This is a genomic window from Exiguobacterium sp. SH5S4, assembly GCF_004337045.1.
Lineage (GTDB): Bacteria > Bacillota > Bacilli > Exiguobacteriales > Exiguobacteriaceae > Exiguobacterium > Exiguobacterium aurantiacum_A.
Map to the genome: position 1 here is coordinate 14,113 of NZ_SJUQ01000029.1, position 19,042 is coordinate 33,154.

General features: G+C 52.4%; 17 protein-coding genes. 13 read left to right on the top strand and 4 right to left on the bottom strand.

Annotated elements, in window-relative coordinates:
* The first annotated feature begins 132 nt into the window (after positions 1-132).
* The 7 genes from EVJ32_RS13695 (at position 133) to EVJ32_RS13725 (ending at position 7,566) form a co-directional block, all read left to right on the top strand.
* Positions 133-369, top strand: coding sequence for a hypothetical protein (locus tag EVJ32_RS13695; RefSeq protein ID WP_236635968.1), 237 nt, complete (start codon positions 133-135; stop codon positions 367-369).
* Between the two features lie 73 nt (positions 370-442).
* Positions 443-1,087, top strand: coding sequence for a YneB family resolvase-like protein (locus EVJ32_RS13700; RefSeq protein WP_035386380.1), 645 nt, complete (start codon positions 443-445; stop codon positions 1,085-1,087).
* A 60-nt stretch (positions 1,088-1,147) separates the two neighbouring features.
* The gene (locus tag EVJ32_RS13705; RefSeq protein WP_070327145.1) at positions 1,148-1,381 is read left to right on the top strand and encodes a DUF896 domain-containing protein; all 234 of its coding nucleotides are present in this window, start codon (positions 1,148-1,150) and stop codon (positions 1,379-1,381) included.
* A gap of 199 nt (positions 1,382-1,580) precedes the next feature.
* Positions 1,581-3,572 carry a transketolase gene (gene tkt, locus EVJ32_RS13710; protein WP_131458799.1) on the top strand — a complete coding sequence of 664 codons (1,992 nt, stop codon included), beginning with the start codon at positions 1,581-1,583 and terminating at the stop codon, positions 3,570-3,572.
* 128 nt (positions 3,573-3,700) lie between these two features.
* Positions 3,701-3,934 carry a YneF family protein gene (locus EVJ32_RS13715; RefSeq protein ID WP_131439735.1) on the top strand — a complete coding sequence of 78 codons (234 nt, stop codon included), beginning with the start codon at positions 3,701-3,703 and terminating at the stop codon, positions 3,932-3,934.
* Positions 3,935-4,058: 124 nt separating this feature from the next.
* The gene (locus tag EVJ32_RS13720; protein WP_131458800.1) at positions 4,059-5,813 is read left to right on the top strand and encodes an ABC transporter transmembrane domain-containing protein; all 1,755 of its coding nucleotides are present in this window, start codon (positions 4,059-4,061) and stop codon (positions 5,811-5,813) included.
* On the top strand, positions 5,803-7,566 hold the full coding sequence (locus EVJ32_RS13725) for an ABC transporter ATP-binding protein (protein ID WP_131458801.1): 1,764 nt from the start codon (positions 5,803-5,805) through the stop codon (positions 7,564-7,566). The genes EVJ32_RS13720 and EVJ32_RS13725 overlap by 11 nt, the downstream gene beginning before the upstream one ends.
* Positions 7,567-7,646: 80 nt before the next feature.
* Here EVJ32_RS13725 and EVJ32_RS13730 read toward each other — a convergent pair whose 3' ends face one another.
* Complete coding sequence (locus tag EVJ32_RS13730; RefSeq protein WP_131458802.1) at positions 7,647-7,826, bottom strand: aspartyl-phosphate phosphatase Spo0E family protein; 180 nt, start codon at positions 7,824-7,826, stop codon at positions 7,647-7,649.
* A 189-nt stretch (positions 7,827-8,015) separates the two neighbouring features.
* On the opposite strand from EVJ32_RS13730, the gene EVJ32_RS13735 reads away from it, so the two are divergent.
* On the top strand, positions 8,016-8,714 hold the full coding sequence (locus EVJ32_RS13735; protein WP_016510637.1) for a cytochrome c biogenesis CcdA family protein: 699 nt from the start codon (positions 8,016-8,018) through the stop codon (positions 8,712-8,714).
* A 13-nt stretch (positions 8,715-8,727) separates the two neighbouring features.
* Positions 8,728-9,186, top strand: coding sequence for a CcdC family protein (locus tag EVJ32_RS13740; protein WP_201738343.1), 459 nt, complete (start codon positions 8,728-8,730; stop codon positions 9,184-9,186).
* A 36-nt stretch (positions 9,187-9,222) separates the two neighbouring features.
* On the opposite strand, the gene EVJ32_RS13745 is transcribed toward EVJ32_RS13740, so the two are convergent.
* From EVJ32_RS13745 to EVJ32_RS13755, 3 genes are all read right to left on the bottom strand, one after another.
* Positions 9,223-10,785, bottom strand: a complete 1,563-nt coding sequence (locus EVJ32_RS13745) for a solute symporter family protein (RefSeq protein ID WP_131458803.1) — start codon at positions 10,783-10,785, stop codon at positions 9,223-9,225.
* Positions 10,782-11,114: a DUF485 domain-containing protein gene (locus EVJ32_RS13750; RefSeq protein ID WP_131458804.1), complete on the bottom strand. Its 333-nt coding sequence runs from the start codon at positions 11,112-11,114 to the stop codon at positions 10,782-10,784. Before EVJ32_RS13750 ends, EVJ32_RS13745 begins: the two co-directional genes overlap by 4 nt.
* Positions 11,115-11,378: 264 nt before the next feature.
* Positions 11,379-11,810 carry a DUF2621 family protein gene (locus tag EVJ32_RS13755; RefSeq protein ID WP_070327153.1) on the bottom strand — a complete coding sequence of 144 codons (432 nt, stop codon included), beginning with the start codon at positions 11,808-11,810 and terminating at the stop codon, positions 11,379-11,381.
* Between the two features lie 180 nt (positions 11,811-11,990).
* On the opposite strand from EVJ32_RS13755, the gene EVJ32_RS13760 reads away from it, so the two are divergent.
* From EVJ32_RS13760 to EVJ32_RS13775, 4 genes are all read left to right on the top strand, one after another.
* A complete protein-coding gene (locus EVJ32_RS13760) occupies positions 11,991-13,586 on the top strand; it encodes a peptide chain release factor 3 (protein WP_131458805.1) in 1,596 nt (531 codons plus the stop codon).
* A gap of 200 nt (positions 13,587-13,786) precedes the next feature.
* Positions 13,787-16,501, top strand: a complete 2,715-nt coding sequence (acnA, locus tag EVJ32_RS13765) for an aconitate hydratase AcnA (RefSeq protein WP_131458806.1) — start codon at positions 13,787-13,789, stop codon at positions 16,499-16,501.
* Between the two features lie 106 nt (positions 16,502-16,607).
* Entirely contained in the window at positions 16,608-17,096 is a 489-nt protein-coding gene (locus tag EVJ32_RS13770) for a DUF3939 domain-containing protein (protein WP_083273944.1), read from the top strand.
* Between the two features lie 127 nt (positions 17,097-17,223).
* Complete coding sequence (locus EVJ32_RS13775; protein ID WP_131458807.1) at positions 17,224-18,789, top strand: BCCT family transporter; 1,566 nt, start codon at positions 17,224-17,226, stop codon at positions 18,787-18,789.
* Positions 18,790-19,042 lie beyond the last annotated feature (253 nt).

Genomic DNA, 19,042 nt, shown 5'->3' on the forward strand with positions numbered 1-19,042 from the left:
AAGAACATATGAGCGTACAAACATTCGTTCGTTTTTTCTTGACCGAACAGAAGTTCTTGTTTTATGATAAGGACAGATAAAACGAACAGACGTTCCTAAGAACGCATATTCTTATATTTGGAGGCGGTTCAAATGAAAGATACAGTCAATGGATTCATATTGGTCGGAATGGTAGTGCTCGGGATGTTCGCCTTTTACTTAGTCGGCGAGTTTCGCCAAGGCGGGACTGTGGAGCCGAAAGTGATGACGGTCGAAAGAAGTATCGAACAAGAAGTTGCGTTCAACGAAGCAGAAACGCTCGAAGCCCAGCTGTTAGCGGAACGTGCGGAAAAAGAAGAGCGGAAAACGACTTGGTTCGCTGCTGAATGATCGATTTGGATTGCGAACACCCGCTCATCCTGTGTATCGTAAGAGGATGACTGGAAAGAAAGGAAGTGACGAGATGCGAGTCGTCATTTATTGTCGCGTATCGACGAACAAGTCAACTCAGGAAACCTCGCTCACGAGGCAAGAAGCAGAATTGTTACAGATGGCCAAACGTCTCGATGCGGAAGTGATCGATGTGATCACCGAACAAGAGAGCGGATTTGAGGTCAATCGGACGGGTCTGCTCGATTTGTTAGAGCATGTGTCGGCGTCAAAGCTCGATGCCGTGCTCGTGAGCGATGACAGTCGCCTCGGCCGGGGGAATGCAAAAATCGCCATCTTGCATACGCTCATGAAGCATAACGTCCGGCTGTTGACGATGCAGTCGTCCGATGAATACGTCGTCTCCGACGCCGAGAAGATGGTGCTTGAGATTGTCAGCGTCGTCGAGGAGTATCAACGGAAGATTCATAACGCCAAGATATCGCGCGGCATGCGCCGTGCGGTCGCGAATGGGTTCAACCCGCAACGCAACATTCAGCACCATGACCAAGGGGGACGGAGCCGGATTGAAGTGCCGATCGAGGAGATCGTCCAACTCCGGGAGCGGGGGCTCACTTTCGCCGAAATCGCGGCCACGCTCCGTGGATTCGGCTACGAAGTCTCGAAAGCGACTGTGAACCGTCGCTATTTGGAACATGTGGCAGTGCCAGAAACTTGATTCCTACGCCCTGATTTTGTACAGTAGAACTACAAATTCAGTAGAGAGGGGGCGAACCTCATGTTAGCACCCGAACAATTGGAGCGGATTAACTTCCTCGCCAACAAGGCAAAGACAGACGGCTTGTCACAACAAGAGATGGACGAGCAACAAGCGTTACGTCAACAATATTTAAAAGCGTTCCGTCAATCGTTCAAATCCCAGATGATGGGCATGAAAGTCGTCGATCCGGAAGGCAACGACGTGACACCAGAAAAACTAAAAGACGAACAGAACCGACACCGTTCTGAATGAACTCGAATGCACATCCTATTTCGTATAGGATGTGCATGTTTGTTATACACGAAGCTCGATAAGGTTCGACCATTCCCTCGAAAACAGACGTATGGAAGTAAACGATTCCAATCAATGTGACATACTATTTAATTAGTTGTGACACACGATTGAGTGTGCTAAAATATGACGGGTAGAAACTTTCTTAACAACAGAGAGGATGAAATTAGTGGAAACAACTACTAAAGAATTATTAGCGATTAACTCGGTTCGGACGCTCTCGATTGATGCTGTCCAACAAGCGAACTCAGGTCACCCAGGTATGCCGATGGGTGCGGCCCCGATGGCGTTCACGCTTTGGACAGACAAAATGCGTCACAACCCGAAAAACCCGAACTGGTTCAACCGCGATCGGTTCGTCCTTTCAGCGGGACACGGTTCGATGCTATTGTACTCGCTGCTTCACTTGTCTGGTTATGACCTTTCACTCGACGACATCAAGTCGTTCCGTCAAATGGACTCGAAGACGCCAGGACACCCTGAGTATCGTCACACTGCAGGTGTAGACGCAACGACGGGACCACTCGGCCAAGGGATTGCGATGGCTGTAGGTATGGCGATGGCTGAAAAACATTTGGAAGCAACATACAACCGCGATGAGTTCAACGTGGTCGACCACTATACGTTCGGGATCTGTGGAGACGGTGACTTGATGGAAGGTGTGTCGGCCGAGGCTGCCTCGCTCGCCGGTCACTTGAAACTCGGGAAACTCGTCGTCTTGTATGATTCAAACGACATCTCGCTTGATGGCGACCTTCATAAGTCGTTCTCGGAAAGCGTAGAAGATCGGTTCAACGCTTACGGATGGCAAGTCATTCGCGTCGAGGATGGAACGGACATCGATACGATCGCCAAAGCGATCGACGAGGCGAAAGCTGAGACGTCGAAACCGACGATGATTGAAGTGAAGACCGTCATCGGTTTCGGTTCACCGAATAAATCAGGTAAATCAGCATCACACGGCGCTCCACTTGGAGAAGCAGAGATCGAACTCACGAAACAGTTCTATAAATGGGAAGGCGAGACGTTCTACGTCCCGAACGAAGTGTACGACTTGTTCAACGATAAAGTCGTTGAGCCTGGCGCTAAAGCTGAGTCGGATTGGAACGAACTCGTCGCAGCCTACAAATCGGCTCATCCTGAGCTCGGTGCTCAGTTCGAACGTGCGATGAACAACGAACTTCCTGAAGGTTGGGATAGCGAGTTGCCGACGTTTGAAATCGGGTCGAAAAAAGCGACGCGCCAAACGAGCGGAGAAGTCTTGAACGCGATCGCAAAAGCGGTACCGACATTGTTCGGGGGATCGGCTGACCTCGCCGGCTCGAACAACACGATGATTAAAGGCGCTGCTGACTTCGACGAAGATCCGGCCGGCCGTAACATCTGGTTCGGTGTCCGTGAATTCGCAATGGCGGCAGCTGTCAACGGGATGGCGCTTCACGGTGGCGTACTTCCTTATGGCGCAACGTTCTTCGTCTTCTCGGATTACCTCCGCCCAGCGGTCCGTCTCGCTGCACTCATGGGAATCCCGTCGACATTCGTCTTGACGCATGACTCGATCGCAGTCGGTGAAGACGGTCCGACGCACGAACCGGTCGAGCACTTGATGAGCTTCCGGGCGATGCCGAACTTGTCAGTTCTCCGTCCGGCAGACGGAAAAGAGACGATCGCCGCTTGGAAACAAGCGATCACGACGACGTCAGCTCCGTCACTTCTCGTCTTGACGCGTCAAGCGTTGCCAGAACTCGCAGGAACATCTGTCGAAGACGCGGCAAAAGGTGCCTATGTCGTCGCAGGTGACTCGAGCGAAGCGGACGTCCTTCTTCTCGGTACAGGCTCAGAAGTCCACGTCCTCGTCGAAGCACGTGAACAACTCGCTTCTGAAGGCGTGAACGCTGCTGTCGTCTCAATGCCGTCATGGGAACTGTTCGAAGCCCAATCGGCAGAGTACAAAGAATCAGTTCTTCCTTCGTCGATCACGAAGCGCGTCTCGCTTGAAGCGGGTGCGACGCTCGGATGGTACAAGTACGTCGGATTCGGCGGTAAAGTGCTTGGAATCGACAAGTTCGGTGCCTCGGCTCCTGGGGACCTCCTCATGAAAGAGTACGGCATGTCTGTCGAGAATGTCATCGACGCTGTCAAATCACTATAATTGTCATTAAAAACGTGTGATGGCCTAGCAATGTCTAGGTCATCACTTTTTTTTCTGACGACTAGCGAATTAGCGTAATATAGTGTATAGTAAAAAACGATGTTTCATATGGTAGAGGAGGTAAAACCTTGAGTACATTATTTTGGATTCTTCTTGTCGTGGCAGCACTCATCGGGGGTATCGCGATCGGATTCTTCATCGCTCGTAAATACATGATGAACTACCTTGAACAGAACCCACCAATCAACGAAGACATGATTCGTACGTTAATGATGCAGATGGGTCAAAAACCGTCACAGAAAAAAGTCAACCAAGTGATGCGTGCCATGAACGTTCAAGCGAAGAACGAAAAAAAATCATAATGAGTCACCGAAGCACTTCGCACCCGCGAAGTGCTTTTTTTTATTCATCTTTTGTTCGACAATCGAACAAACTTTCGCTACCATAAATGAATAGTCTTATTTCAAGATATAGGGGGCGTTTCAGATTCGTGTATTTAAACAATTAGCTTGGTTCTTCAGGCTCGAATGGCGGACGTATGCAGTCGGTATCGTCTTGCTCATGTTTGTCGCCGCACTCGAGCTCATACCGCCGCGCATCATCGGCCGAGTCATCGATGGGATGAACCAAGGTTCGCTCGAAGCGGACTTGCTGTGGATGCTGCTAGGCGGGCTTGCGGCTGTCGGGATCGGAAACTATGTGGCGCGCTTTTTTTGGCGCTATTTCATTTTCGGGGCCTCGATCCGGCTCGGACGCCTGCTCCGGAGCCAACTATATCGTCACTTCACGGATTTGGATCAACGGTTTTATAAAAAGTCGCGTGTCGGCGATTTGATGGCGCACGCGACGAACGATGTCCAGGCTGTCTCGACGACGGCGGGGGCGGGTATTTTGACGCTCGTCGACAGTGTGACGATGGGTACGTTCGTCATCATCACGATGGTGACGACGATCAGCTGGAAGCTGACGGTCGTCGCTTTACTGCCGCTGCCGATCATGGTTATTTTGACGACACGATATGGAAAGATGCTCCATAGCAGGTTCGGTGTCGCTCAAGCGGCATTTTCCGAATTGAATGACAAGGTTCAGGAGAGCGTGAGTGGGATTCGCGTCTTGAAATCGACCGGGGAAGTCGACCACGACGTCGAATCGTTCGAGAAGTTGTCAGATGAAGTCATGGCAAAAAACGTCCGCGTCGCTAAAATTGACGCCTTGTACGACCCGACAATCTTCGGGATCGTCGGATTATCTTACATATTGTCGATCGGCTACGGGGCCTATTTGATCGAACAAGGCGAGCTCACGATCGGTCAAATCGTCAGTTTTACTGCTTATCTTAGTCTGCTCACTTGGCCGATGCTCGCTTTCGGTTGGTTGTTCAATATCGTCGAACGTGGTCGTGCTTCGTACGACCGGATCGAGCGCATGCTCGCCATCAAGCCAGAGATCCAAGACGATCCGATGGCGGCGACGAAACTGGATCATTCCGAGCTCGAGGCGGATATCGGTTCGTTCCGTTATGACGATACGACCGTGCTGCGTGATGTCACATTCCGGATCGAGCGCGGCAAGACACTCGGGATTGTCGGTCGGACCGGTTCTGGTAAGACGACGATCGTTCGATTGTTGACCCGGGAATATGACGTGACCGACGGTAAAATTAAAATCGGCGGCGTCAATGTTCGTCAAGTCAAAAAATCACTTCTACTAGATAAAGTCGCCCTCGTCCCGCAAGACCACTTCCTGTTCTCGGATTCGATTGCGAGCAATATCGCCTTCGGAAAACCGGAAGCAAAAATGGATGAGATCATGGCGGCTGCCAAGATCGCCGAAGTGCATGACGATATCATGCGGCTGCCGGAAGGGTATGCCACGCTCGTCGGTGAACGCGGCGTGACACTCTCGGGGGGACAGAAGCAACGTATCTCGATTGCCCGGGCGCTCATGATCGAGGCCGATCTCTTGATCCTTGATGACGCGTTGTCCGCCGTCGATGCGAAGACGGAAGAAGCTATCATCGAACATTTCCGTGTCGGCAATCCGGAGCAATCTCGATTGATCGTCGCCCACCGTCTGTCGGCAGTGGAGCATGCCGATGAGATTCTCGTACTCGCTGATGGCCAAGTCATTCAGCGGGGCCGACACAACGATCTCATTCGAGAACCGGGCTGGTACAAAGAAACGTACGACCGCCAACAACTTGAGGCGATCGTGGAAGGAGGGGGCCACCATGAAGCATGATATTCAAGAATGGGCGGTCATCAAGCGGTTATTGGCCTATACGAAACGATACGGCCGGCCGCTCAGCCTCGCCTTCGTCTTTTTGCTTCTTGCGACGGGAGCGAAGCTTGCCGGACCGTTTTTAATCAAAGTGTTCATCGATGAGTTCGTGACACCGGGCGTCTATCCGACGAATTGGGTCGTCACGCTGCTCGTCGTCTATATGGTGTTACACATCTCGGCCGTCATCTTCGACTATTTACAATCGATTGCGTTTCAGAAGATCGCCCTTAAAATCGTCCAAAATATTCGAATGGACATCTTCCGTCATGTGATGGGGCTGCGTCTCGCCTATTTCGACCGGACGCCAGCGGGTGTGCTCGTCTCCCGGATCACGAACGACACGGAAGCGGTGAAAGAGTTGTACGTCGGCGTGATGAGCACGTTCGTCCAGTCGGGCGTTCAATTGCTCGGGACGTACATCTTCCTGTACATTTTAGAGCCGACGCTCGCCACGATCGGGCTCGTCCTCCTCCCGTTGTTTTGGCTCATCATTTGGGCGTATCGCCGGTACTCGACTAAATATTTTGCCCAAGTCCGTGATTTGTTATCGCGACTGAACGCGCAGTTGAGCGAGTCGATCAACGGGATGGGAATCGTTCAACAGTTCCGTCAAGAAGAGCGTCTCGTCCGTCAGTTCGAAGCGACGAACGAGGCGCATCAAGAAGCGCGGTTCAAGAACTTGAAGCTCGATAGTATGTTGCTCCGCCCGATCATCGAGCTATTGCTTGCGTTCTCGATCATCGGTTTGCTCGGTTACTATGGCTTCCTGTCAATGACGGAACAAGTTCAAGTCGGGGTCGTCTATGCGTTCATCAGTTATATCGAGCGCATTTTCCGCCCCGTGCTCGATATCATGCAACGGCTGAGTGAATTCCAACAAGCGGTCGTCTCGGCAGACCGCGTCTTCAAAGTGCTCGACACCGATGAACCGGCGCCAGGAAAAAGTCTTTCCGGCGAGGCAGCGATCGGGGCAGGAGAAGTTCGGTTTGACGATGTCACGTTCAGTTATGACGGGGAAGTCGATGTTTTGAAGAACATCTCATTCGTCGCCAAGCCGGGTGAGACGGTCGCGCTCGTCGGTCACACGGGGAGCGGGAAAAGTTCGATCATCAACTTGCTCACTCGGTTTTACCCGTACGAAGGTGGACAGATCACCATCGACGGACACCCGCTCGAACAGTTCGAGGAAGTGGAACTTCGCGATAAGATCGGTCTCGTCTTGCAAGACCCGTTCCTGTTCAGCGGCACGATCGAAGATAATTTAAAATTGTTCAATCCGACAGTTAATTCCGATAAAGTTCGCCAGTCGGCGGAATTTGTCCAAGCCAATACGTTCATCGAAAAACTCGAGATGGGATATGGCCACGCAGTCGGTGAACGGGGGGCGACGTTCTCGAGCGGGGAACGGCAACTGCTCGCCTTCGCCCGAACGGTCGCCCGTGATCCGAAAATACTGATTTTGGACGAGGCGACGAGCTCGATCGATACGGAGACAGAGGAGCGGGTGCAGTTCGCGCTCGACCGGATGCGTCGTGGACGAACGACGATCGCGATCGCCCACCGCTTGTCGACGATTCAGGATGCCGACTTGATTCTTGTCTTACATCGCGGCGAAATCGTCGAACGGGGCAATCATCAGGCCTTATTGAAGCATGATGGATTGTACAAAAAAATGTACGAGTTACAGTCAGGACAACGTCTGATGTCATAATTTACAAAGGACACCCGTGGGGGTGTCCTTTTTCCATGGAAAAAGCTCGCCACTAGAAAGTGACGAGCTGGAGTTGATGATTAATTTAAGTTGTCTGCTAGGTGTTTGGAAAGGACGTGAGACGTGATTAACGTGTCTAGCTCTTGGCTGACATGAATCACTTCTGGAGACGTCCAACTGTACTGCGAGGCGATTTCATACAGTTCATCGCGTTTTCGTTCAATGGCATAGTGTAAGGTTTCAGCTGTGATGACCGCCACGGTATTTCCCCCATCGTATTAAAATAGAACCTGATAAAGTAGAATATCCAAATCTTAGCATTCAACACTACACATCACAAGTTACATTTCCATTTCAATAATTACAAAATCGGACGGAGTGGACGGAGAAAAGATGCGAGCATTTTGAAATGGTTTTCGCTATAATGGGGCTGAAAGGTGGAAAAACGCATGGAAGTCACTTTATGGCTCGCTTTTGGGGCGGGCGTCTTGTCTTTTTTATCACCGTGTACGCTGCCGCTCTATCCGGTCTTTTTGTCGTATATCACAGGGGTATCTGTCTCTGACTTGAAAAGCGAAGGGCTCCGGCAACGGACGGCTTGGTTTCATACGTTCTCATTCTTATTCGGATTCTCGATCGTCTTTCTCGTCCTCGGGTTATCGACTTCGTTGATCGCCGACTTCTTCATTCAATTTAAAGATAGTCTACGCATGTTCGGGGCAATCCTTATTTTTGTGTTCGGGGTCTTTTTAGCGGGGCTATGGCAACCGCGCTTCATGATGCGCGAAAAGAAACTCGCACTTGGAGAACGGAAGAGCGGGTATTTCGGGACCGTGTTGATCGGAATCGGGTTCGCAGCCGGATGGACGCCGTGCACAGGACCGATTCTCGCCGGGGTGATCGCACTGGCTGCGTCTAACCCGAGCCAAGGCATGGGGTATATGCTCGCTTACGTCATCGGGTTCTCGATCCCATTTCTCGTCATGGCCGGTTTCGTCGGCAAAATCAAATATTTGGCGCGCAACAGCGCGAAAGTAACAAAGTTCGGAGGCTATTTGATGATGGCTTTCGGAGTCGTATTATATTTTGATGGAATGAACCGCTTCGCTGCCTGGATGAGCGAATTAGTGGGATTCACCGGATTCTAAAGGGGCTGACCATATGTCGATATTTTGGGGATCGACTCTCGTCGCATTGCTGATGGGGGTCATCGCGAGTTTCGTTCGCGTGAAGGCATCGGCCCGACCGACGAATGCGAAAAAAATCTTGATTCCACCGCTCGCGATGTCGACGGGCATGCTTCAATTTGTAGTGCCGGCTTTTCGTCTGACTTGGCTCGAAGTCGGTGAGGCGCTTGTTGTAGGCTTGATTTTTAGTATCTTTTTGATCAAGACGTCCAATTTTGAAAAACGTGATGGTGAGGTTTATTTATCCCGATCGAAAGCGTTTTTCATCGTCGTCTTCGCCTTACTCGCGATCCGGACGGTCATGAAAGCGTTCCTCGGCGATGAGGTCAACATTTTCGCGACGGGCGGCTTGTTCTATTTGATCGCTTGGGGCATGATTGTGCCATGGCGGATCGCCATGTATCAAAAATATAAGCGCATCGCGACGACATAAACAACGGCGTACCTCGCTCGAGGTACGCCGTTGTTTTCAGTTTGAGCGTTTGGCCATGGCGACTTCGGTCTTGGCATCGATCCCGGTGTTCGCTTTCACAAGAATCCGTTCGAAGTTTCCGACGGCCTCGTCCGACTTCGTCAAATATGTCCCGACGATGGCAGCAAGGAAACCGAGCGGGATCGACACGATGCCCGGGTTCGTCAGCGGGAACAACGCTGCGCCGACGAAGATGGCTGAGCCGTCCGGTGCCCATAGGTTCGGACTGATTGCGACGAGGAAGAGCGACGAGAACAACCCGACGACCATCCCGAAGATGGCTCCGCCCGTATTGAAGCGTCGCCAGTAGATCGTGAACAAAATGACCGGCAAGTTCGCGCTCGCCGCGACCGCGAAAGCGAGCGAGACGAGAAACGCGACGTTCATCGATTGGGCGAAGAAAGCGAGTCCCATCGAGACGATCGCGACGGCGATCGAGGCGATCCGTGCGGCCAAGACTTGTTCTTTCTCCGTCGCTTCACCTTTTCTGACGATGTGCCCGTAAAAGTCGTGGGCAAAAGCCGATGCCGCCGACAAGACGAGTCCGGCGACGACGGCAAGAATCGTCGCGAATGCGATCGCTGCCACGAAGGCAAACAATAAGTCGCCGCCGAGTACTTGCGCGAGGAGCGGTGCGGCCATGTTACCAGCTGGGTTCGCCGCGATGATGGCGTCTGACCCGACGAAGGCGGCAGCGCCGAAACCGAGGAAGATCGTGAGGATGTAAAACGCTCCGATGATCCAAGTCGCGTAGACGACGGATTGACGCGCGGTCGGTGCGTCCTTGACCGTGAAGAAACGGATGAGAATATGCGGCAGCCCGGCCGTCCCGAGGACGAGCGCCAAGTTCAACGAGATCGTATCGAGCGGAAGTTTGAATTTGTTACCCGGATTCAAGAAGCTTTCCCCGAGCGGTGTCGCTTTGCTGACTTCGGAGAACATGTTGAGCACTGAGAAATCAAATCTCGCGAACACGAGAAACGAGATGATCGCCGTCCCGATCATCAAGAGCACCGCTTTCGTAATCTGGACCCAAGACGTCGCCGTCATGCCGCCGAAGACGACGTAAACGGTCATCAACAAGCCGACAACGACGACACTCGTCGTGTAAGGGATGCCGAGCAGGAGCTCGATGAGCGCACCGGCGCCAACGAGCTGGGCAATCATGTAGAAAATCGAAATGACGATCGCGTTCATCGCTGCGACCCCGCGGACGCGCGGCTTGTTGAATCGGGCAGCGATCATGTCGGCCATCGTGTACTTGCCGAGGTTACGAAGCGGTTCGGCGACGAGGTATAAGACGACCAGATAAGCGACGAGGAAACCGATCGAATAAAAGAAACCGTCAAATCCGGCGAGTGCGATCATCCCGGCGATGCCGAGGAATGAGGCGGCCGACATGTAGTCCCCGGCAATGGCGAGCCCGTTTTGAAAACCGGTCAAGCCGCCGTTGGCCGTATAGAAGTCACTCGCCGTCTTCGTCTTGCGGGCGGCGAAGAACGTGATCACGAGCGTCAAGCCGACAATGGCGAGGAACAAGAGAATGGCTGTCCAGTTCATCGTCCGTCCTCCTCTTGCTTGATTTTCTCGACGAACTTGTCAAAGCGACGAGCACGGCGGCTATACAAAACGCAAAACGTCCACGTCATGAAGAACTGGGCGAAAGCAAGGACCCAGGCCCAAGTGATATCCCCAGCCGCAGGGATGTTGAGGAACGTGAAATAGCTCGTAGAGATGGGGAGCGTGAAATAGAAGATAAGGGAAAAGATGATGGACGGAAGAATGAAACGGTTTTTTTCTCGCATCAGTTGGTGGAATGTGGCACTTTCGACGATTGATTCGGCAGAACGTGTACTTTCCGTACGCGTGGCTTGCGTGACGTCATGCATCGGTGGACCTCCTCGGTAATCAAGATAGCTACATTATAGAAACGGTACGAAAGGAAAAGCTATCCATTTTTTATTCGTTATTATCCATTTATTATACTAATATTGGTCATACCAATTAAATGTAAGCGTTTTCGATATTGTCTATAATTTGAACTATATACAAGAATACTAAAAAGAAGACAAAAAGGTACTTTAGACCTAGTAACCGTATGTCACATATTGGCGAACGTGCATCAAAAAATGAGCCCCGTGGAATCCAGGGGCTCACTGTTGGAAATAACGTTTATAAGTCATCCAATCAATCTGCTCTTCTTCGAGCGCTTTCTTCAAAAACTTGTGGTCCCGCTTCGGTGTGGCGGCGATATATCCTTTGACGACGAGTTCCGTCGTCATCACTTTCGCTCTCGATTCGAGCGCGAACTGTCCGATCTTGCCGGCAATCTTGCGAATGGCGACATCGCGGAACAGCTCAGGCACTGGCGTGACGAGCCGATCGAGTAGCGTCCGTGTCTCGGGTGTCCACAGGTGGCGTGTCTTCGCGATGTAATCGTCCTCGATATCTAGGAGAGAGCGGCCGTCTTCTTTCGGCATCCGTTTTAAAAACTTACGGAACATGAAGTATCCGCCGATCGTCATCAACCCGATCATCACAAATCCCCAGAAGACAATGAAATACATCATCAAGTTTTCTGGCATCGTCTTTCCCCCGTTCTTTCATTTCACAATCATTCAAGCTTAGTATACAAAAAAGACCGCGAATACAAAAGCATGAGCATCCCATAATGATGGACGAAACGACGCCGTTTCGTTAGAATAGAGAGCGTTGCAGTCAGAAATGAGAATGAATTTGAAAGTCTGGAAAGGAAAGGACTCTATATGAATCAATTAAAACAAGAAGTAGAGAAACGCCGCATTTTCGGCATCATCTCCCACCCGGATGCCGGTAAGACGACACTCACGGAGAAATTGCTCTTACACGGGGGAGCGATCCGCGAGGCGGGAACGGTCAAAGCCCGCAAAAATTCAAAACACGCCAAGTCCGATTGGATGGAGATCGAGAAACAACGGGGCATCTCTGTCACGTCGTCTGTCATGCAGTTCGTCTATCGCGACAAGGTCGTCTCGATCATGGACACGCCGGGTCACAACGACTTCGGAGAAGACACGTACCGCGTCTTGACGTCTGTCGACAGTGCGGTCATGGTCATCGATGCCGCCAAAGGGATCGAGACACAGACGAAGAAATTATTCCAAGTCTGTCGTATGCGTGGTATCCCGATCTTCACGTTCATGAACAAGTTGGACCGGCAGGCGAAAGATCCGCTCGAGCTCATGGAAGAACTTGAAGAAGTGCTCGGTATGCCTTCGGTCGCCGTCACATGGCCAATCGGCAGCGGGATGCAGTTCGAAGGTGTGTTCGATCGTATCAAGAACGAGATCCACTTGTTCCGTGGCGAGAAAGGCAAGCTCACGTTGAACGAGGACGGGGTCAACGATCCTGTGCTCGCCGACTACTTGACAGAAGAAAACTTGACGAACTTGCGCGACGAGATCGACCTGTTAGACGGTGCCGGCAACGACATCGACGTCGAGGCGATCCAATCAGGTAAGCTGACACCTGTCTTCTTCGGTACGGCGCTCGTCGACTTCGGGGTGACATCGTTCTTAGACCACTACCTCGACATGTCGCCGGCCCCAGAGGCCCGTAAATCGAACGTCGGTCCGATCGACCCGACGTCTGAAGACTTCAGCGGTTTCGTCTTCAAGATTCAAGCGAACATGAACCCGGCCCACCGTGACCGCATCGCCTTCGTCCGCATCTGTTCGGGTGTGTTCGAACGGGGAATGGACGTCACGTTGACGCGGACCGGCAAGAAAATCAAACTGAGTCAATCGACGCAGTTGATGGCCAACGACCGGGAGACTGTCGATAAGGCGTTTGCCGGTGACGTCATCGGGATCTACGATTCTGGGACGTACCAGATCGGTGACACGATCACGACGTCGAAGCAAAAGATCGCGTTCGAGGCGTTGCCGACGTTCCCGCCGGAATTGTTCATGCGCGTCTCGCCGATCAACTCGCTCAAGTCGAAACACTTCCACAAAGGTGTCGAGCAACTCGCCCAAGAAGGAGCGATCCAAGTGTACCGCAACGAGTATAACGAGATTTATCTCGGCGCGGTCGGTCAACTCCAGTTCGAGGTGTTCGAATATCGTCTCAATAACGAGTACGGGGTCGACATCCGGATGGAGCCGGTATCGTACAGTGTAGCTCGCTGGGTGAAGGACAAAGAATTGAAGGCGCTCAAGCCGTTCCAAGACTCACGAAACATGCTCGTGACCGACCGTTGGGAACGCCCTGTGTTCTTGTTCGCCAACGAGTTCACGTTTGACCGTTTCAAAGAACGCTATGAAGATGAGTTGACGCTCGTCGACGCACTCGATGTCAATGTCGAGATCGGTGCCGAATAAGCTAGATTGTAAAGACGGCCTTAGATGGCCGTCTTTTTTCGTGTTTTGAGACGATCAGAGCAATTGATAAGTTTTACTTATGACTAATTTGTGACGGAATGTATTTTACGTCACGCTATAGTTGTATTATGATAAACATGTGATAAGTAAGCGATTACGGCAACTGCTGTGGTCGTCGCTTTCAAAAAGGGGGAAATTGTATGGAACAGACGAACGTAGTAGACGCTTTTTCATCTCGGACACAGTTCGAGGTCAACGGACAAGCGTACGATTATTACCGGCTTAAAAAGTTAGAGGAAGAAGGGGTGACGGAACTCAGTCGCCTCCCGTACTCGATCCGTGTCTTGCTCGAGTCGGTTTTGCGTCAACAAGACGGCCGTGCCATCACGAAGGAACATGTCGAGAACTTGGCAAAATGGGGTACTGCCGGCGTCTCGAAAGACATTGACGTACCGTTCAAACCGGCTCGCGTCGTCTTGCAAGATTTCACGGGTGTCCCGACGGTCGTCGACCTCGCTTCACTTCGTAAAGCGATGGCTGACCTTGGTGGCGACCCGAACAAGATCAACCCGGAAATCCCGGTCGATCTCGTCGTCGACCACTCGGTCCAAGTCGATGCCTACGGATTCGCCGGCGCGCTCATGAAAAACATGGACATCGAGTTCGAGCGGAACGAAGAGCGTTACAAATTCTTACGTTGGGCTCAGACGGCGTTTGACAACTACCGTGCCGTACCACCGGCGACGGGAATCGTCCACCAAGTCAACCTCGAGTACTTGGCGTCGGTCGTGCTTGAAAAGAATGATGGGACAGGTAATGTCGCGTATCCAGATTCACTCGTCGGAACGGATTCGCACACAACCATGATCAACGGACTCGGTGTCCTCGGCTGGGGCGTCGGCGGAATCGAAGCCGAAGCGAGCATGCTCGGACAACCGTCATACTTCCCGGTACCAGACGTCGTCGGCGTCAAAATCATCGGTGAGGTCAACCCAGGTGTCACAGCGACAGACGTCGCGCTCGTCGTGACCGAGATGCTCCGTAACGAGAAAGTCGTCGGTAAGTTCGTCGAGTTCTTCGGACCGTCACTCCACACGATGCCGCTCTCTGACCGGGCGACGATCGCCAACATGGCGCCTGAGTACGGGGCGACTTGCGGCTTCTTCCCGGTCGATACGGAAACGTTGAACTACATGCGTACGACAGGACGCTCAGAAGAGTTGATCGACCTCGTCGAGGCGTACTCAAAAGCGAACGACATGTTTTACACACCTGATCAAGCCGATCCGGCGTTCACAAAGACGCTCACACTCGACTTGTCTAAAGTAGAACCTTCACTCGCAGGCCCGAAACGTCCGCAAGATCGCATCAACTTGTCTGACTTGCATACGGCGTTCATCGACAGCTTGAGCGCACCGGCCGGGCACAGCGGCTTCGGTCTCGACCGTGCCGAGCTCGACAAGAAAGCTGCCATCCATTATGAGGATGGACCGGTCGACATGCAGACGGGTGACGTCGCGATCGCGGCGATCACGAGCTGTACGAACACGTCGAACCCTTACGTCATGGTCGGCGCTGGCCTCGTGGCCAAGAAAGCCGTCGAGCGTGGACTCACAGTACCGAAATACGTGAAGACGTCGCTCGCCCCGGGCTCGAAAGTCGTTACTGACTACCTCGATAAAGCCGGACTCACGACGTACCTCGACCAGCTCGGGTTCAACACGGTCGGTTACGGCTGTACGACATGTATCGGGAACTCTGGGCCGCTCGACCGCGAAGTCGAAGAGACGATCACGTCGAACGACTTGCTCGTGTCGTCCGTGCTCTCGGGTAACCGTAACTTCGAAGGCCGCGTCCATCCGCTCGTCAAAGCGAACTTCTTGGCGTCACCGCCACTCGTCGTCGCTTACGCGCTCGCAGGATCGGTCAACTTCGACATCATGAACGAATCATTCGGGACGGATAAAGACGGCAACGAAGTCTTCTTCAAAGACATCTGGCCGTCAAACGATGAGATCAAGATGGTCGTTCAAGACGTCGTCTCGCCGGAAGCGTTCCGTAAAGAGTACGACACGGTGTTCACAGGCAACGAACGTTGGAACGCACTCGCCGTCCCAGAAGGTAACTTGTACGACTTCTCGGACGATTCGACGTACATCCAAAACCCGCCGTTCTTCGAAAACCTCGAACCGGAAGCGGGCGTAGTGCTCCCACTCAATGGTCTTCGTGTCATCGGGAAGTTCGCCGATTCGGTGACGACTGACCACATCTCGCCGGCAGGAGCGTTCTCGAAGACGACACCAGCTGGGCAATACCTGCAGTCGAAAGGCGTCGCACCGCTCGACTTCAACTCATACGGGTCGCGTCGTGGTAACCACGAAGTGATGATGCGCGGTACGTTCGCGAACATTCGCATCCGTAACCAAGTCGCGCCTGGCACAGAAGGCGGATACACGACGTACTGGCCGACAGGTGAGATCATGCCGATGTATGATGCGGCTATGAAATATAAAGAGCAAGGCACAGGTTTGATCGTGCTCGCCGGAAACGACTACGGCATGGGCTCGTCGCGTGACTGGGCAGCCAAAGGTACGAACCTGCTCGGCATTCGTGCCGTCATCGCCCAAAGTTTCGAACGGATTCACCGTTCAAACCTCGTGATGATGGGTGTGTTACCGCTCCAGTTCATGGACGGGGAGTCTGCGGAATCACTCGGACTGACAGGCGAAGAGGCACTTGATATCCAAGTCGATGAGTCGGTACGTCCGCGCGATATTTTGAACGTCACGGCCACGCATGAAAATGGCACGGTGACAGCGTTCAAAGTCGTCGCCCGCTTCGACTCGGAAATTGAGATCGACTACTACCGTCACGGCGGGATCCTCCAGATGGTCCTCCGTAACAAATTGAAGTAAGCGTCAGACCTTCCTTTGAAAAAAGGAAGGTTTTTTTCGTGAATGTGCGAATATAAGGTGAGAGGATAACAGATATCGGGAAAGGAACGGGGAGAGGGGGGAGTGTATGGAACGACAAACAAGGTCAGGAAAAAATTGGTGGCAGCGTCTGACGCAAAAAGAAGAAGTAGTGGAGCAAGAAGTCGATATCACGTTGCCGCAACTGCGGGAAGCCATCCATGAGTACGAACAGACATTGCCGAAAGGGGTCAACCGGACGGTACTGTTGGACGAGTCCCAAGAAATCGACCTTGGACGCTTGAAACGTCATTTGCCAGGCAAGCCAAGACAGCGGTTTTACATGTCAAAAGAGACGTTCCACATCGCCCCGGAGGACGAACGTGACGTCGTCTATGAGATGGACCAGGTGCAGCGGGCGCTCGACTTATATTTCGAACAAGAAAAAAAGTTACCGTTACGCAAATTCCAACAGTCGGCGCAACTTGATTTGACACGTCTGCGTGAAGGCGGCTATTTGAAAGTGTTGCCGAAACGACCCTATTATGTCGTCGATGAGACGTTGATTGTATCGTTAGAACCGAAGCCGACCGAGTGACGAGATTACATCGTCACTTTTTTCATCGTGACACGAGCGAACACGTTTTCGGGTTGTGCCGAGATTGTAAACTGTGTTAGGGTGGAAAACGTATATGAAAATAAGAGAATTAAATAGGAGTGAGATTATGGAAAGAGAAAGTCGAGTGACGACCGTATTTATCGTATCAGCCATCATTACGGTCCTCTTTACGATTTGGGGAATCTTCCCTGAGCGTTGGCTCGGAAACACAAGCTTGATCAACGTGACGACGAAACTGCAAGGTTTGCTCTCGAACGGGATGGGCTGGTTCTACCTGCTCAGCGCGACCGGCATTTTACTCGTCGCGATTTTTTTAATCTTTTCGCGCTTCGGGTCGATCCGACTCGGAAAAGATACAGACCGACCGGATTTTGGATATTTAACATGGTTCGCCATGCTGTTCAGCGCCGGGATGGGAATTGGTCTCATCTTCTGGGGAGCGGCGGAACCGTTGCTTCACTTCCACGCGCCACCATTCGAATCGCTGACGCCGGAAGGGAATGCGCGCACGGCGATGCGTTACGCCTTCTTCCATTGGGGCTTCCACCCATGGGCGATTTACGCGATGATCGCTCTCGCCATCGCCTACTCGACGTTCCGCAAAGGGCGTCCGGCGACGATCGGGGAGACGATCGGTTCACTCGTCAACGACCGCTATGAACGTCCGGTCAAACAGACGGTCGACATTTTGGCCGTCGTCGCGACAGCATTCGGGGTCGCGACGTCGCTCGGGTTTGGTGCCAAACAGATTGCTGGTGGGCTTCACTATTTAATTCCGGGCGTACCGAACGCGTTCTCGACGCAGTTGATCATCATCGCTGTCGTGACGGTGCTGTATATGCTCAGCGCTTCGACCGGGCTCGATAAAGGGATTCGCATTCTCAGTAACACGAACATCTTCCTCGCCGTCGTCTTGCTAGTCGCGACGCTCATCGCCGGACCGAGCGCGTTCATCCTCGACTTGTTCACGCAGACGATCGGGACGTACTTGCAACAATTGCCGACGACGAGCTTCCGTACGGGTGCTTTTGAACCGGTCGAGCGCGAGTGGATCAACGGCTGGACGATCTTCTACTGGGCGTGGTGGATCTCATGGTCACCGTTCGTCGGGACGTTTATCGCCCGTGTCTCAAAAGGTCGGACGATTCGCGAGTTCCTCATCGGAATCTTGCTCGTGCCAACGTCGTTCGGACTGCTTTGGTTCTCTGTCTTCGGCGGATCGGCCATTTGGGCTGACTTGTTCGGTGGGGCGAACTTGATCGACACAGTCAACGAGGTCGGAACGGAAGTCGGACTGTTCGCCTTGTTCGAGACGTTCGGTGGATTCGGGACGGTGCTCAGCATCGTCGCCATCTTCTTGATCTCGACGTTCTTCATCACTTCAGCCGACTCGGCAACATATGTGCTCGGGATGCTGACGACAGGAGGGAAACTCATCCCGCCGATGCGGATCAAGTTGATTTGGGGCTTCATCCAATCATCGATCGCAGCCGTGCTCTTGTACGCGGGTGGTCTCGGCGCGCTTCAAGCCGTTGCGATCCTTGTCGCCTTCCCGTTCATCTTCGTGCTGATTCTGATGATCGTCGCCTTGTTCAAGGACTTGGCCGATGAACCGGACGAACGGGATAAGTGGATTGAAAGCTATAAGCGTGATGAAGATAAACTTGGATAACATTAAGGGGTGAACTGAACCCCGAATGAAGGACACTTGAAATAAGTGACCCATTCGGGGTTTTTCGTATACGCACGAATCGCTATAATGAACCTATTCATTCAGACGGGAGAAACAACCATGAGCAAAATCATTTTCAATATCCATCAAATTGATCAGCTTGAGTCGAACCCGAACGTCTCGTCGGTTTCAGAACGCTCGATCCAATACACCGGTGAATTCAAAGTAAAGGCCGTGCTTGAAAACATGGACG